At 72.5% G+C, this 13,741-nt stretch carries 16 protein-coding genes; 11 read left to right on the top strand and 5 right to left on the bottom strand.

The window, feature by feature from the left end:
• The first annotated feature begins 4 nt into the window (after positions 1 to 4).
• From IG94_RS0118360 to IG94_RS0118330, 7 genes are read left to right on the top strand one after another with little or no spacing between them, the layout of a single operon-like run.
• Positions 5 to 268: a gas vesicle protein GvpG gene (locus IG94_RS0118360; protein ID WP_031037543.1), complete on the top strand. Its 264-nt coding sequence runs from the start codon at positions 5 to 7 to the stop codon at positions 266 to 268.
• Positions 265 to 966 carry a hypothetical protein gene (locus IG94_RS0118355; protein ID WP_031037541.1) on the top strand — a complete coding sequence of 234 codons (702 nt, stop codon included), beginning with the start codon at positions 265 to 267 and terminating at the stop codon, positions 964 to 966. The genes IG94_RS0118360 and IG94_RS0118355 overlap by 4 nt, the downstream gene beginning before the upstream one ends.
• On the top strand, positions 963 to 2,102 hold the full coding sequence (locus tag IG94_RS0118350; protein ID WP_031037540.1) for an SRPBCC family protein: 1,140 nt from the start codon (positions 963 to 965) through the stop codon (positions 2,100 to 2,102). Before IG94_RS0118355 ends, IG94_RS0118350 begins: the two co-directional genes overlap by 4 nt.
• The gene (locus IG94_RS0118345) at positions 2,099 to 2,425 is read left to right on the top strand and encodes a gas vesicle protein (RefSeq protein WP_031037538.1); all 327 of its coding nucleotides are present in this window, start codon (positions 2,099 to 2,101) and stop codon (positions 2,423 to 2,425) included. The genes IG94_RS0118350 and IG94_RS0118345 overlap by 4 nt, the downstream gene beginning before the upstream one ends.
• Positions 2,422 to 3,234, top strand: coding sequence for a GvpL/GvpF family gas vesicle protein (locus IG94_RS0118340; protein WP_031037536.1), 813 nt, complete (start codon positions 2,422 to 2,424; stop codon positions 3,232 to 3,234). Before IG94_RS0118345 ends, IG94_RS0118340 begins: the two co-directional genes overlap by 4 nt.
• Complete coding sequence (locus IG94_RS0118335) at positions 3,231 to 3,413, top strand: gas vesicle protein (protein WP_031037535.1); 183 nt, start codon at positions 3,231 to 3,233, stop codon at positions 3,411 to 3,413. Before IG94_RS0118340 ends, IG94_RS0118335 begins: the two co-directional genes overlap by 4 nt.
• Position 3,414: 1 nt before the next feature.
• Positions 3,415 to 3,708 (top strand): gas vesicle protein K, encoded by a 294-nt coding sequence (locus tag IG94_RS0118330; RefSeq protein ID WP_031037534.1) that lies wholly within the window; start codon positions 3,415 to 3,417, stop codon positions 3,706 to 3,708.
• A gap of 34 nt (positions 3,709 to 3,742) precedes the next feature.
• On the opposite strand, the gene IG94_RS0118325 is transcribed toward IG94_RS0118330, so the two are convergent.
• Positions 3,743 to 4,561 (bottom strand): methyltransferase domain-containing protein, encoded by an 819-nt coding sequence (locus tag IG94_RS0118325; RefSeq protein ID WP_031037533.1) that lies wholly within the window; start codon positions 4,559 to 4,561, stop codon positions 3,743 to 3,745.
• Positions 4,562 to 4,705: 144 nt separating this feature from the next.
• Positions 4,706 to 6,211, bottom strand: coding sequence for a bifunctional phosphatase PAP2/diacylglycerol kinase family protein (locus IG94_RS0118320; protein WP_031037532.1), 1,506 nt, complete (start codon positions 6,209 to 6,211; stop codon positions 4,706 to 4,708).
• A gap of 124 nt (positions 6,212 to 6,335) precedes the next feature.
• Here IG94_RS0118320 and IG94_RS0118315 point away from each other — a divergent pair, with 124 nt between their 5' ends.
• Positions 6,336 to 7,955: an ATP-binding cassette domain-containing protein gene (locus IG94_RS0118315; protein ID WP_031037529.1), complete on the top strand. Its 1,620-nt coding sequence runs from the start codon at positions 6,336 to 6,338 to the stop codon at positions 7,953 to 7,955.
• Positions 7,956 to 7,980: 25 nt separating this feature from the next.
• Here IG94_RS0118315 and IG94_RS0118310 read toward each other — a convergent pair whose 3' ends face one another.
• Complete coding sequence (locus tag IG94_RS0118310) at positions 7,981 to 9,102, bottom strand: baeRF2 domain-containing protein (RefSeq protein WP_031037526.1); 1,122 nt, start codon at positions 9,100 to 9,102, stop codon at positions 7,981 to 7,983.
• Between the two features lie 60 nt (positions 9,103 to 9,162).
• Here IG94_RS0118310 and IG94_RS0118305 point away from each other — a divergent pair, with 60 nt between their 5' ends.
• Positions 9,163 to 9,423: a DUF6158 family protein gene (locus tag IG94_RS0118305; RefSeq protein WP_031037523.1), complete on the top strand. Its 261-nt coding sequence runs from the start codon at positions 9,163 to 9,165 to the stop codon at positions 9,421 to 9,423.
• 119 nt (positions 9,424 to 9,542) lie between these two features.
• On the opposite strand, the gene IG94_RS0118300 is transcribed toward IG94_RS0118305, so the two are convergent.
• Together IG94_RS0118300 and IG94_RS0118295 are read right to left on the bottom strand one after the other, a co-directional pair.
• On the bottom strand, positions 9,543 to 10,085 hold the full coding sequence (locus IG94_RS0118300; protein WP_031037519.1) for a type 1 glutamine amidotransferase domain-containing protein: 543 nt from the start codon (positions 10,083 to 10,085) through the stop codon (positions 9,543 to 9,545).
• A gap of 103 nt (positions 10,086 to 10,188) precedes the next feature.
• Positions 10,189 to 10,599, bottom strand: a complete 411-nt coding sequence (locus IG94_RS0118295) for a DUF2795 domain-containing protein (RefSeq protein WP_031037515.1) — start codon at positions 10,597 to 10,599, stop codon at positions 10,189 to 10,191.
• Positions 10,600 to 10,861: 262 nt separating this feature from the next.
• Between IG94_RS0118295 and IG94_RS0118290 the strand changes: the two genes are divergently transcribed.
• Both IG94_RS0118290 and IG94_RS0118285 read left to right on the top strand, forming a co-directional pair.
• Positions 10,862 to 13,252, top strand: coding sequence for an ATP-binding cassette domain-containing protein (locus tag IG94_RS0118290; protein WP_031037512.1), 2,391 nt, complete (start codon positions 10,862 to 10,864; stop codon positions 13,250 to 13,252).
• Positions 13,253 to 13,312: 60 nt separating this feature from the next.
• Entirely contained in the window at positions 13,313 to 13,711 is a 399-nt protein-coding gene (locus IG94_RS0118285; protein WP_031037509.1) for a helix-turn-helix domain-containing protein, read from the top strand.
• Positions 13,712 to 13,741: the final 30 nt, after the last annotated feature.

Genomic DNA, 13,741 nt, shown 5'->3' with positions numbered 1-13,741 from the left:
CGACATGGGACTGATCTCGGAAGTCCTGCTGCTGCCGCTCGCACCGGTGCGCGGCAGCGGCTGGGCCGTCAGACAGGTGTTGCGGGAGGCCGAGCGGATCTACTACGACCCGGCCACGATACGGGCCGAACTGGCCCGGCTTGAAGAGCAGTTGGAGGCCGGAGAGATCACCGAGGAAGAGTTCGACCGGCAGGAGGACGCGCTGCTGGACCGGCTGGAGATCGCTTCGCGCACGAGCGCGGGATTGGGCAACGGTACGGCACCATGAACCGAGTCGGAATGGGCCTCGCGGTAGGGGCCGGATACCTGTTGGGGCGCACGAGGAAGCTGAAACTCGCCGTTGCCGTGGGCACGATGGTGGCCGGGAAGAAGCTGAACCTGACCCCGAAGGGCATCGCCGAGCTGGTCTCCGGACAGCTGCAGAACAACCCGCAGTTCAAGGAGATCGGCGACCAGTTGCGGACGGACCTGAGGGGGGTCGGCAAGGCCGCCTCGGGCGCCATGGTCGAGCGGCAGATAGGCGCGCTCGCCGACCGGCTGCACGGCCGCACCGCCGAGGTGCGCGACCAGCTCTCGGGCGCGGTCCCGAAGGCACCGGGCGTCGGCTCCCGCGACTCCGGGGACTCGGAGGACCCGGAGGAGTACGCGGAGCAGGACGACGAGCGGGATGAGCGGGACGAACGCGACGGGCGGGACGCGGACGACGAGCCGGACGGGCGCGCCGGGCGGGAGCGGGACGGACGGCGGCCCGCGGGGAAGACCGCGCCTGCCGCGCGCAAGGCGGCCAAGAAGGCCCCTGCGAAGAAGGCGCCGGCGAGGAAGACCGCTGCCAAGGCCCCCGCCAAGAAGGCCGCGGTGAAGCGGGCCCAGCCCGCCAAGAAGGCGACCGGCAAGAAGACGGCCGGGGCGAGGAGTGCCGCCCGAGGGGCCGGCACCCGGCAGTCGAAGGGCGGTGGTGAGCGATGAGCGACGCACTCGGTTCCGCGGCCTCCACGGCAGGCAGGGCCGCCAAGAAGAACCCGCTGGCCGACGTGGCGCAGAGCGAGGCGGCCGACCGGCTCAAGTCGGAGGTGCAGGACTACCTCGCGGCCCAGGCCACCCGGCTGCTGACCGGCGTCGGCACGAAGCTCGGTGAGACCACCGGCAAGCTCAACGACATCGCCGAGGGCAACAGCCCCGGATTCGCCAAGCTCGCCCTCGACGGCGGACGCAAGCTCGCCGAGGGCAAGAGCCCGGTGCGGGCCGCCTTCGAGGTCGGCGCAGGCAAGGTGAAGGACAACGTGGTCGGCGCTTTCAAGAACCTCACCGGCGGCGGCCGGGGCAGGAAGAAGGGCGGCGGCGGTCAGAAGCCGACGGTCATCATCGAGTACGTCGACGTCGGCGTACCGGTGCGCACCGCCTACGACCAGTGGACGCAGTACCAGGACTTCAGCACCTTCGCCAAGGGCGTCAAGAGCGCGAACCGCGGCGACGACACGTCCTCGGACTGGCAGCTGAAGGTCTTCTGGTCCAACCGCAGCTGGAAGGCGAAGACCACCGAGCAGGTGCCGGACGACCGGATCTCCTGGACGTCGGAGGGCGCCAAGGGCACGACGAAGGGTGTCGTCAGCTTCCACGAGCTCGCCGACAACCTGACCCGCGTGGTCCTGGTCATCGAGTACTACCCCAAGGGCCTGTTCGAGAAGACCGGCAACATCTGGCGCGCCCAGGGCCGCCGGGCCCGCCTCGACCTCAAGAACTACGTCCGCCACATCACCTTCAAGGGCGAGGCCGACGACGGCTGGCGCGGCGAGATCCGCGACGGCGAGGTCGTCCGCAGCCACGAGGACGTCGCGGAGGAAGAGGAGGAGCAGCAGGAGGGCCAGGGCCAGGAGGACCAGGACCAGGAGCAGGCGCCCGAGGGTGAGGCGGACTCCGAGTACGACGACGAGGAGCCCGAGGGCGAGTACGACGAGGAGGAACCCGAGGGGGAGTACGACGAGGAGGAAGAGGAGCCCGAGTACGAGGAGGAGCCGGAGGACCAGTACGAGGGCGAGGCCGCCGAGTACGAGGACGCGTCCCGTGAGGAGTACGAGGACGCCGACAGCGGGAGTCGCCGATGACCACACCCAGCCGGCTGCCCGATCCCTACGGCCAGGGACAGAGCGCCAATCTCGCCGACATCCTGGAGCGGGTGCTCGACAAAGGTGTCGTCATCGCCGGCGACATCCGGATCAACCTGCTCGACATCGAGTTGCTGACCATCAAGCTGCGGCTCGTGGTCGCCTCCGTCGACAAGGCCAAGGAGATGGGCATCGACTGGTGGGAGAGCGACCCCGCGCTGTCCTCCCGCGCCCGGCAGGACGAACTGACCCGGGAGAACGCCGAGTTGCGCGAACGCTTGCGTGAGCTGGATCCGGGCCGAGTACCGAGGGAGGCGCCGTGACCACGCTGCGCTACGTCTACGCCGTCTGCCGCCCCTTCGAGGCACCCCTCCAGGCCCAGCTGACCGGGGTGTCGGGCGACCCGCCCCGGCTGCTGCCCCACGGCGACCTGGTCGCCGTCGTCAGCCACGTGCCCGAGGCGGACTTCAGCGAGCAGGCGCTGCGCGGCCACCTGGAGGACCTGGACTGGCTGACCGGCACCGCCCGTGCCCACCAGCAGGTCGTCGACGCGCTCACCGCCGTCATCACTCCGCTGCCGCTGCGGCTGGCCACCGTCTTCCGGGACGACAGCGGCGTACGCGTCATGCTGGAGGAGCGTGAAGCCGCCTTCGGGCGCACCCTCGACCGCCTGGACGGGTGCGTGGAGTGGGGAGTGAAGGTCCACGTAGAGGCGGAGCCCGAGCCGGCCGCGGCACCGGCGGCGCCCGGGCCGAAGCCCGCCTCCGGCCGGGACTACCTGCGGCAGCGGCGTCAGCAGTCCCGCGCCAAGGACGACCTGTGGACCCGGGCCGAGGAGTTCGCGACGGGCCTGCACCGGTCGCTGTCCGACACGGCCGAGGACGCCCGGCTCCATGCCCCGCAGGACCCCCGGCTCTCCGGGGCCGCCGGGCGGAACGTGCTCAACGCCGCTTATCTGGTGCACCGCGACGTCTCCGAGGAGTTCGTCGAAAGTGTGGACCGTCGTGCGAAGGACGACACCCCGGGAATCCGTGTGGAACTCACCGGTCCCTGGGCTGCCTACTCCTTCGCCGGAGAAGAGGACGCCGGAGAAGAGGATGTAAAGGACAAGAACCCGGGGGAGGCGCCGTGACCGTCGTGGAACGCCGTGAGATCTCGCTCGTCGACCTCCTCGACCGGCTGTTGGCCACCGGTGTCGTCATCACCGGCGATCTCACGCTGCGCATCGCGGACGTCGACCTCGTCCGGATCGACCTGAACGCCATGATCAGCTCGGTCAACCGCAACGTACCGTCACCGTTCGAGGACTGACGTGAGTGAACAGCAGGAGCCCCGCAAGCGCCTCGACCTCGAACCCGACACGGTCGAGCGCGACCTGATCAAGCTGGTACTGACCGTCGTAGAGCTGCTGCGCCAGCTCATGGAGCGCCAGGCACTGCGCCGTGTCGACGAGGGTGACCTGAGCGAGGAGCAGGAGGAGCGCATCGGGCTCACCCTGATGCTCCTGGACGACCGCATGACCGAGCTGCGCGACCGCTACGGACTGCGGCCCGAGGACCTGAACCTGGATCTCGGGCCGCTGGGACCGCTGCTGCCCCGGGAGTGAGATCACTTCCGGGGCAGCAGCCGGCGGAAGCGGCTCACTTCCGGCACAGGATCTCTCCGTGCAGGACGCCGAACCAGCCTTCCGGCTGCTGTCCCCACTCCCGCCAGGCGGCCGATACCGCCCGCAGCTCTTCCGCGGTGGCGTGACCGCCCCCGGTGGCGCGCTCCGCGTACGCCGAGGCCAGCGTGCGGTCCGCCCACAGGCCGCTCCACCACTCCCGTTCCGCCGGGGTGGCGAAGGTCCACGTCGCGGAGGTCGCGGTGACGTCCGTGAAGCCCGCTTCCAGCGCCCACGCCTTCAGCCGCCGCCCGGCGTCCGGCTCACCGCCGTTGGCGCGGGCCACCCGGTGGTAGAGGTCCAGCCAGTCGTCCATGCCCGCGGAGGCGGGGTACCAGGTCATCGCCCCGTAGTCGGAGTCGCGGACGGCGACGATCCCGCCCGGCCGCGTGACCCGCCGCATCTCGCGCAGCGCACCGACCGGGTCGCCCACGTGCTGGAGCAGCTGGTGGGCGTGGACCACACAGAACGTGTCGTCCGGGTAGTCCAGCGCGTGTACGTCGGCGACCGCGAAGTCGGTGTTGCCCAGGCCGCGTTCGGCGGCCGTCGCCCGGGCCCGCGCCACGATCTCCGGCGCCCGGTCCACGCCGGTGACCCGGCCGTCCGGCACCAGCTCCGCCAGGTCCGCGGTGATGGTGCCGGGCCCGCAGCCGACGTCCAGGATCCTCATGTGCGGCCGCAGGGAGGCGAGCAGGTACGCGGCGGAGTTGGCGGCGGTGCGCCAGGTGTGCGAGCGGAGCACGGACTCGTGGTGCCCGTGCGTGTAGACGGCGGTCTCCTGCGGCTTCTCCGGCATGGCGGATCACTTCTCCCAGTCGCTCTCCCGACACTCCGGCCACCGTACGCCGCCCGACGCATGGTGAGACGCGCGTTTCGAATGGTGGACGGTAGTGTCAGGCTGGGCCCAGGAGAGTGGCGGGACCCAGGAGAGTCGCAGGGCTCAGGAGAGCAGGCCCTCGCCCGGCAGGGGCCGGTAGACCGTGAGCGCCTCGGGCAGCTTCTCCAGGACCAGCTCGCCCTCCGTCTCGGTCAGCTCGCCGTCGAAGGCCATCAGCGTCCCCGGAGCCACGCCCGACAGGCGCAGCCGCGGCACCTGCACCGCCGCGTGGGCGGGCGAGCGGGTCAGCGGCCCGGCGAGGGCGGCGGAGAGCAGCCGCAGCGCGGGCCGGCGCCCGCCGTGCACCACCCGTACGTCCAACTGCCCGTCCGCGAGGTCCAGTCGGCGGCCCGAGGCGATACCCCGGCGGTGGTACGTGCCGTTGCCCGCGAACAGCATCCACAGCGGGCGCCTGCGGCCGCGCACCTCCGCCTCCAGCGGGTGCCGGTCGGCGCGCAGCACCCGCACGGCCGCCACCACCCCGGCCGGCCAGCCGCCGATCCGGGACGAGAAGCGCTCGCGCTCGTGGACCAGCTCCGGATACACGCCGAGGCTGAAGGTGTTCAGGAAGATGCCGCGCTGACCGCCGGACGCGAACCGGCCGACGTCCACCCGCACCCCCTCGCCCCGCTCCAGCGCCCCGCACAGGTCCCGCACGTCCTCCACGCCCAGGTCGTAGGCGAAGTGGTTGAGGGTGCCGCCGGGCAGCACGGCGAGCGGCAGCCCGTGCCGGAGCGCGACCTCGGCCGCCGCGTTGACCGTGCCGTCGCCGCCGCACACACCGAGCACCCGGGCATGGCCCGCGGCCTTCTCCAACTCGGCTCGGACGTCCGCCGGTTCGCACTCCACCACCTCCGCGTCGGGCAGCGCGTCGCACAGCGCCCGCACCCGGTCCGAGGTGCCCGAGCCGATGTTGGCGACCATGACCAGGCCCTCGCCGCCGGGCAGCGCCGGCACCTCGGTGCGCGGCCGGGCCGGCGGGACGTGCTGGGCGCGCGTCGGCACCATGCCCCGCACCGCGAACGCGGCGCCCACCCCGAGCGCCGCACCGGCCAGCACGTCGCTCGGGAAGTGGACGCCGGTGTACACCCGGGACAGGACGACCGCGGCGGCGACCGGAGCCACCGCCGCACCCCACGCCGGGGACTCCAGCGCGACGCCGGTCGCGAAGGCGGCGGCCGACGCGGCGTGCCCCGACGGGAAGGACGTCGTGATCGGCTGCCGCTTCAGCTGCCGGACCAGCGGCACCGGGTCGAGCACCGGACGCGGCCGGCGGACCGAGCGCTTGCCGAGGGTGTTGATCGTCAAGGAGGCCAGGCCCAGCGAGGCCAGGCCCCGGGCGGCGGCGCGCCGCGCCCGCGGCGTACGGGAGGCGGCCAGGGCGGCGCCCACCGCGAACCAGAGCACCCCGTGGTTGGCGCCGCGGCTCAGCCGGGGCAGCAGCGGGTCGGCACCGGGCCAGGTGCGCGCGGCGACGGCCTCGAACGCCCGCTGGTCCAGCCGCAGGAATCCGTTGCGGAGGGGATGCGGGCCGGGCGCCGGGGCGGTGAGGTCTACGTCGGGACTCATGGCCCCCGCCTACCCCGCGGACGGCGTTTCCTGCCGGTGGTCCGCGTCACGCGCCGGACGTCCCGCCCCCCGGGGGCGAAACGGGTTTGCCCGCGGCGCGGCCCGACCCGCAGAATCCGTTCCCATGGGTCATCTCGAAGCCGCGCACCTGGAGTACCACCTTCCCGACGGGAGGACGCTCCTCGGCGACGTCTCCTTCCGGGTGGGGGAGGGGGCCGTCGTGGCCCTCGTCGGACCCAACGGCGCGGGCAAGACCACGCTGCTGCGCCTGCTGGCCGGGGAGCTGAGACCGCACGGCGGCACCGTCACCGTCGGCGGCGGCCTCGGCGTGATGCGCCAGTTCGTGGGTTCCGTACGCGACGGGACGACCGTGCGCGACCTGCTGGTGTCCGTCGCGCCGCCCAGGATCCGCGAGGCCGCGCGCGCCGTCGACGCCGCCGAGCACGCGATCATGACGGTCGACGACGAGGCCGCCCAGCTGGCGTACGCGCAGGCACTCGCCGACTGGGCCGAGGCGCGCGGGTACGAGTCCGAGACCCTGTGGGACATCTGCACCACAGCCGCCCTGGGAGTGCCGTACGACAAGGCCCAGTTCCGGCAGGTCGGCACGCTCTCCGGCGGCGAGCAGAAGCGCCTCGTCCTGGAGGCCCTGCTGCGCGGCACCGACGAGGTGCTGCTGCTCGACGAGCCGGACAACTACCTCGACGTGCCCGGCAAGCGCTGGCTGGAGGAGCGGCTCGCCGAGACCCGCAAGACCGTGCTGTTCGTCTCCCACGACCGGGAACTCCTCGCCCGCTCCGCCCAGAAGATCGTCTCCGTCGAGCCGGGCCCCGCGGGCGCCGACGCCTGGGTGCACGGCGGCGGCTTCGCCACCTTCCACGAGGCCCGCCGCGAACGCTTCGCCCGCTTCGAGGAGTTGCGCCGCCGCTGGGACGAGAAGCACGCACAGCTGAAGAAACTGGTACTGACACTGCGTCAGGCCGCCGCCGTCTCCCACGAGATGGCCTCGCGCTACGCCGCCGCCCAGACCCGGCTGCGGAAGTTCGAGGAGGCCGGACCGCCGCCCGAGCCGCCGCGCGAGCAGGACATCAGGATGCGCCTGAAGGGCGGCCGCACCGGCGTCCGCGCCGTCACCTGCGAACAGCTGGAACTCACCGGCCTGATGCAACCCTTCGACCTGGAGGTCTTCTACGGGGAACGCGTCGCCGTCCTCGGCTCCAACGGGTCCGGCAAGTCGCACTTCCTGCGGCTGCTGGCCGGCGACGGCGTGGCGCACACCGGGAACTGGAAGCTCGGGGCACGCGTGGTGCCCGGCCACTTCGCCCAGACCCACGCCCACCCGGAACTGCTCGGCCGCACCCTCCTGGACATCCTGTGGACCGAGCACGCCCAGGACCGCGGCGCCGCCATGTCCCGGCTGCGCCGCTACGAACTGACCCAGCAGGCCGAGCAGGCCTTCGACCGGCTCTCCGGCGGCCAGCAGGCCCGCTTCCAGATCCTGCTCCTCGAACTCCAGGGCGTCACCGCGCTGCTCCTGGACGAGCCGACCGACAACCTCGACCTGGACTCGGCCGAAGCCCTCCAGGAGGGCCTGGAGGGCTTCGAGGGCACGGTCCTCGCGGTCACCCACGACCGCTGGTTCGCCCGCTCCTTCGACCGGTACCTCGTCTTCGGCGGCGACGGACGGGTCCGCGAGACGCCGGAGCCGGTCTGGGACGAACGCCGGGTCGAACGGGCGCGCTGACACGCCGGCGGAGACCGCCCACGGGTCACTTCCAGCGCAGCAGCGCCCCCAGGCCGCCCACCGGCGCCTTGCCCGCGGTCTCCGGCGGCAGCACCGGCGTCACCGAGATCGCCGGGGCCCCGGTCATCACCGCCGAGCGCAGCAGCGCGTCGTCGGCCCGTGCCGACCAGGAGTTCTGCTCGCCGAGCGTCTTCAGCTCCGTACGGCGCACCGCCAGCTGGTCGGCGTCCTCACCGATCCACACCTCACGGTGCGTGTCCGGAGCGTCCGGGATGACCAGCAGCTCGTCGATGCGGTGCTCCCGGGCGGCCTCGACCAGCGCGGGCACGCCCTCCGCCGCGCCGGCCCGGCCCTCGTCGTCCGGCGACCGGGCGGCGAGGAACCGGTCGAGGTCCTCCCGGGCGCGCGAGCGCACGTGGTCGGCGCGCAGCCGCTCCACCTCGTCGTCCAGCAGCCTGCTCCCCGCGCCGCGCGAGGCCTCGGCGACCCGCCCCTGGAGCCGCTTGGGCAGCCGCTCGTGCACGGAACGCCGCTCCCGGTCGTCGCCGACGAGGATCAGCAGGTCGGCGCCGGTCTCCTCCTGGCACACGGCGAGCGCGTCCGCGATCTCCGCCGCGTTGTGCTCCCAGGTGTTCTCGACCCGCAGCTGGAAGTGGCGCTCGGACCAGTCGGCGCTGCTCGTGCGGTGCACCGGCCACTGCCTGCCGGTCACCCCGCCCGCGTCCGAGCTGCCCAGCGCGCTGCGCAGCTCGAAGTCGGCGCCCTTGCGGTCGACGTACGCCACCACGCAGACCGGGTCCTCCCCGGCCAGGTCGAGAAGCGGCGCGACGTGCGGCAGCGGCGCCCAGTCGGCCGTGGTCCCGCCGTACGGGGGCCGGGCCAGCCGGGGGTCGAGGACCACCTCGCCGGCCCGCGCGAACAGGGCCCGGCCGTGCGGGTCACTGGCGTGCCGGAGCCCGTCTACAGCCTCCCGCACCGCCTCGCAGGTGGCGTCGTCCGCGCCCTGCCCCGCCAGTTCCCGGGCCACCGCGGCGGCCGTCAGCTCACGCTCGTGGGGGGTGTCCTCCGTGTGCCGGGAGAGATCGAGGTAGACGGAGGCCCAGGGCCCCTGATGTTCGTAGAGGGGATGCAGAAACGCGAGATCCATGGCTCCCTCCCGGGGTGCCGCTCGGGGGTGGTAGTGCTGCGGGGCGGGTACCCGGACCGCATGAACGAACACGACTCGCGCGACGGCGCCGCGACCGGAGTGGATCCCGGCCGCCTGGACGACCAGCAGCTGATGAAAGAGCTGGAGACCATCCACCGCACGCGCCACGACACCCTGCTGTACGGGTCGAACGACGCGCTGCGGGCGCACAACGACCGCATGGCCCGGCTGGAGGGCGAGTGGCTGCGCCGCAACCCGCGGCGCCCCGTCGCCGCGGGCCGCACCCGCGAGGGCGCCCGCGAACGGGGCTGCGCCGGCTGAGCCCGGAGGGGCTCCGTGCCGGGCAGCACAGGCCGCACGACAGGCCGCACAGGTCGCACAGCGGGCCCGGAGCCGTGTTCCGCTCCGGGCCCTCCGCGGTTTCGCGCTGCCGCCGCCGGTCAGCCGCCGGCCTTGGCGAACTCCGCGAGATAGGTCTCGCTGAACGCCTTGAGGTCGTCCGGCTTGCGGCTGGTGACCAGGACGTTGTTGCCGTGGTCGCAGACCTTCACCTGCTCGTCGACCCAGGTGGCGCCGGCGTTGCGCAGGTCCGTCTGCAGGCTGGGCCACGAGGTCAGGACCCGGCCGCGTACGACGTCCGCTTCAATCAGCGTCCACGGCGCGTGGCAGATGGCGGCCACCGGCCGGCCCTGGTCGAAGAAGGCCTTCACGAACGCCACGGCCTTCTCGTCGGTCCGCAGGAAGTCGGGGTTGGCCACGCCGCCGGGCAGCACCAGCCCGCCGAACGAGTCGGCCGACGCTTCACCCACCACCTCGTCCACGGGAAACGTGTCCGCCTTGTCGAGGTGGTTGAAGCCCTGGATCTCGCCGAACTGTGTGGAGACCAGCACGGGCTCGTGCCCCGCGTCCTTCGCCGCCTGCCACGGCTCGGTCAGCTCCACCTGTTCCACGCCCTCGGGCGCGCTCAGAAATGCGATGCGCATGAGGTTGGATTCCTTTCGCGGCGCGCCGGCCGGGGTCGCCGCCCGGCGCGCGTGTATGGCGCGTGTGTATGTCGTACAGCCGTGTATGGCGTACAGCCGTCCGCTACGTGTTCTGCGGCCCGGGGGAACCGGGCGGGCCGCCGCTCTCGGTCAGGGCCACCGCCAGTTCCTGCACGCTGTCGTAGCGGGCCTTGTGCGGCAGCCGGTCGAGGCCCTCGACGAGGGCGTCCGGCGCGTTGCCGCGACGCAGGGTGCGGCCCAGTTCCCGCGGCGACGCGGGGAAGCTGCCCCGGGTCAGGTTCCGGGCCAGTTCGAGCCGCAGCGCCTCCAGGTACGTCGGTCCGCGGCCCGGTGTCACCGGCCCGTACGTGACTTCGGGGTCGTCCTCGGCGGCCGGCTCCGGGTCGTTCCACTCCTCGCTGCGGGTGGGGTGCCCGGACCTGAGCAGACCCTGCAGTTCGTGCTTCATCTCGTCGTCGCGGTGGACGCTCATCCGGTCGCTGCCTCGCTGCATGTCTCCCTCCACATCCTCAGGGGGTGCCGACCGCGTACCCGGACACCGGGGGCCGACACGGATTCACCCGGACGGTTCCGCTCCGGTTTCGTCCGGCCTTCCCGCGGCCTTCTCGCCGCCTTCTCGCGGACGGAGGGCGGCGCCCGCCGCCGGACGGTCAGTAATCGAGAAGCGCGGGGCGCGACCGTCCCTCTAGCGTGTGACGACCGCGGGCAGCACCCTTCAGCACACTTCACGCGAGCCCACGACGGACGGAGAGACGATGAGCAGCGCCAAGAGGACCGGTACCCGGGCGCCGGGGGCGCACGCCGCCGACGGCCACGACCTGATCCGCGTGCACGGCGCCCGCGAGAACAACCTCAAGGACGTCAGTGTCGAGATCCCCAAACGACGCCTGACGGTCTTCACCGGAGTCTCCGGTTCCGGCAAGAGCTCGCTGGTGTTCAACACGATCGCCGCCGAGTCGCAGCGGCTGATCAACGAGACCTACAGCGCCTTCGTCCAGGGCTTCATGCCCACTCTGGCGCGGCCCGAGGTCGACGTCCTCGACGGCCTGACGATCGCGATCATCGTGGACCAGCAGCGGATGGGCGCCGACCCCCGCTCCACCGTCGGCACCGCCACCGACGTCAACGCGATGCTGCGCATCCTCTTCAGCCGGCTCGGCGACCCGCACATCGGCCCGCCCAGCGCGTACTCCTTCAACACCGCCTCCGTCCGGGCCAGCGGCGCGATCACCGTGGAGCGCGGCAACAAGAAGGCGGTGAAGGCGACCTTCCAGCGCACCGGCGGCATGTGCACGAACTGCGAGGGCCGCGGCACCGTCTCCGACATCGACCTCACTCAGCTCTACGACGACACCAAGTCGCTCGCCGAGGGCGCGTTCACCATCCCCGGCTGGAAGTCGGACAGCCAGTGGACCGTGCAGGTGTACGCCCAGTCCGGCTTCGTCGACCCGGACAAGCCGATCCGCGAGTACACCGAGAGGCAACTGCGGGACTTCCTGTACGGCGACCCGGTCAAAGTCAAGGTCAACGGCGTCAACCTCACCTACGAGGGACTGATCCCGAAGATCCAGAAGTCGTTCCTGTCCAAGGACAAGGAGGCGATGCAGCCGCACATCAGGGCCTTCGTGGAGCGCGCCGTCACCTTCACCACCTGTCCCGAGTGCGACGGCACCCGGCTCAGCGAGGGCGCCCGGTCCTCCCGGATCCGCAAGACCAGCATCGCCGACGCCTGCGCGATGGAGATCCGGGACCTGGCGCAGTGGGTCCGCGAGCTCGACGAACCGTCGGTGGCGCCGCTGCTCACCGCGCTGCGGGACACCCTCGACTCCTTCGTGGAGATCGGGCTCGGCTACCTCTCGCTCGACCGGCCCGCCGGCACCCTGTCGGGCGGCGAGGCGCAGCGGGTCAAGATGATCCGCCACCTCGGCTCCTCGCTCACCGACACCACGTACGTCTTCGACGAACCCACCGTCGGCCTCCATCCCCACGACATCCAGCGGATGAACGACCTGCTGCTGCGCCTGCGGGACAAGGGCAACACCGTCCTCGTCGTCGAGCACAAGCCGGAGGCGATCGCGATCGCCGACCACGTCGTCGACCTCGGCCCCGGCGCCGGCACGGAGGGCGGCGCCGTCTGCTTCGAGGGCACCGTCGAGGAGCTGCGGGCCGCCGACACCGTCACCGGCCGCCACCTCGACGACCGGGCCGTGCTCAAGGAGACGGTGCGGGAGGCCACCGGCGCCCTGGAGATCCGCGGTGCGCGCACGCACAACCTCCAGGACGTCGACGTCGACGTCCCGCTCGGCGTGCTCTGCGTGGTCACCGGCGTGGCGGGCTCCGGCAAGAGCTCCCTGGTCCACGGCTCGCTCCCGGCCGGCGCCGACGTCGTATCGGTCGACCAGAGCCCCATCAAGGGCTCGCGCCGCAGCAACCCGGCGACCTACACCGGACTGCTCGAACCGATCCGCAAGGCCTTCGCCAAGGCCAACGGCGTCAAGCCCGCCCTGTTCAGCGCCAACTCCGAGGGCGCCTGCCCCACCTGCAACGGCGCCGGTGTCGTCTACACCGACCTCGCCATGATGGCCGGGGTCGCCACACCCTGCGAGGACTGCGAGGGGAAGCGCTTCCAGCCCGCAGTCCTCGAGTACCGGTTCGGCGGCCGGGACATCAGCGAGGTGCTCGCCATGTCGGTGGCCCGGGCGGAGGAGTTCTTCGGCGCCGGCGAGGCCCGCCTCCCGGCCGCGCACCGGATCCTCGGCCGGCTCGCCGACGTCGGCCTCGGCTACCTCACCCTCGGGCAGCCCCTGACCACGCTCTCCGGCGGCGAGCGCCAGCGCCTCAAGCTGGCCACGCACATGGGGGACAAGGGCGGTGTGTACGTCCTCGACGAGCCCACCAGCGGCCTGCACCTCGCCGACGTCGAGCAGCTGCTCGGCCTCCTCGACCGCCTGGTCGACGCCGGCAAGTCGGTCGTCGTCGTCGAGCACCACCAGGCCGTCATGGCGCACGCCGACTGGATCATCGACCTCGGTCCCGGCGCCGGGCACGACGGCGGCCGCGTCGTCTTCGAAGGCACCCCCGCCGACCTCGTCGCCGGCCGCTCCACCCTCACCGGGCAGCACCTCGCGGCGTACGTCGGCGCCTGAGCACGCACGGTCCCACGGCGCCGGTACCCCCGGCGGGCGGTGCCGTGGGACCGTGGACGGGTGACGACACTGGAGGACCTCGCCCGGCTGCGCAGGGCCCGCGACCTGATGGACCGCGCGTACGCCGAGCCGCTCGACGTCCCCGCGCTGGCGCGGGTCGCGCTCATGTCCGCGGGCCACTTCTCCCGCAGCTTCCGCGCCGCCTACGGCGAGACGCCGTACGGCTACCTGATGACACGCCGCATCGAGCGGGCCAAGGCGCTGCTGCGGCGCGGCGACCTGAGCGTCACCGAGGTCTGCTTCGCGGTCGGCTGTACGTCGCTGGGGTCGTTCAGCTCGCGCTTCACCGAACTGGTCGGCGAGAGCCCGAGCGCGTACCGCGAGCGCGACCACGCCGACGGCGCCGCCGTCCCGCCCTGCGTCGCCAAGGTCTACACCCGGCCGGGCAGGAACGGGTGATCCGGTCCGGCACGGGTCGTCCCGGCGAGG

Origin of the sequence: Streptomyces olivaceus (assembly GCF_000721235.1) — a bacterium.
In the GTDB taxonomy this organism is placed as follows: Bacteria; Actinomycetota; Actinomycetes; order Streptomycetales; family Streptomycetaceae; genus Streptomyces; species Streptomyces olivaceus.
Note: the sequence above shows the minus strand (reverse complement) of the source record. Positions and strands in the feature narration are given on the sequence as shown.

Bases quoted from the DNA above. Each gene is read 5' to 3' on its own strand.
- IG94_RS0118360 (WP_031037543.1), top strand. From the start codon at position 5: ATGGGACTGATCTCGGAAGTCCTGCTGCTGCCGCTCGCACCGGTGCGC.
- IG94_RS0118355 (WP_031037541.1), top strand. From the start codon at position 265: ATGAACCGAGTCGGAATGGGCCTCGCGGTAGGGGCCGGATACCTGTTG.
- IG94_RS0118350 (WP_031037540.1), top strand. From the start codon at position 963: ATGAGCGACGCACTCGGTTCCGCGGCCTCCACGGCAGGCAGGGCCGCC.
- IG94_RS0118345 (WP_031037538.1), top strand. From the start codon at position 2,099: ATGACCACACCCAGCCGGCTGCCCGATCCCTACGGCCAGGGACAGAGC.
- IG94_RS0118325 (WP_031037533.1), bottom strand. From the start codon at position 4,561: ATGCCGGAGAAGCCGCAGGAGACCGCCGTCTACACGCACGGGCACCAC.
- IG94_RS0118320 (WP_031037532.1), bottom strand. From the start codon at position 6,211: ATGAGTCCCGACGTAGACCTCACCGCCCCGGCGCCCGGCCCGCATCCC.
- IG94_RS0118315 (WP_031037529.1), top strand. From the start codon at position 6,336: ATGGGTCATCTCGAAGCCGCGCACCTGGAGTACCACCTTCCCGACGGG.
- IG94_RS0118310 (WP_031037526.1), bottom strand. From the start codon at position 9,102: ATGGATCTCGCGTTTCTGCATCCCCTCTACGAACATCAGGGGCCCTGG.
- IG94_RS0118305 (WP_031037523.1), top strand. From the start codon at position 9,163: ATGAACGAACACGACTCGCGCGACGGCGCCGCGACCGGAGTGGATCCC.
- IG94_RS0118300 (WP_031037519.1), bottom strand. From the start codon at position 10,085: ATGCGCATCGCATTTCTGAGCGCGCCCGAGGGCGTGGAACAGGTGGAG.
- IG94_RS0118295 (WP_031037515.1), bottom strand. From the start codon at position 10,599: ATGCAGCGAGGCAGCGACCGGATGAGCGTCCACCGCGACGACGAGATG.
- IG94_RS0118290 (WP_031037512.1), top strand. From the start codon at position 10,862: ATGAGCAGCGCCAAGAGGACCGGTACCCGGGCGCCGGGGGCGCACGCC.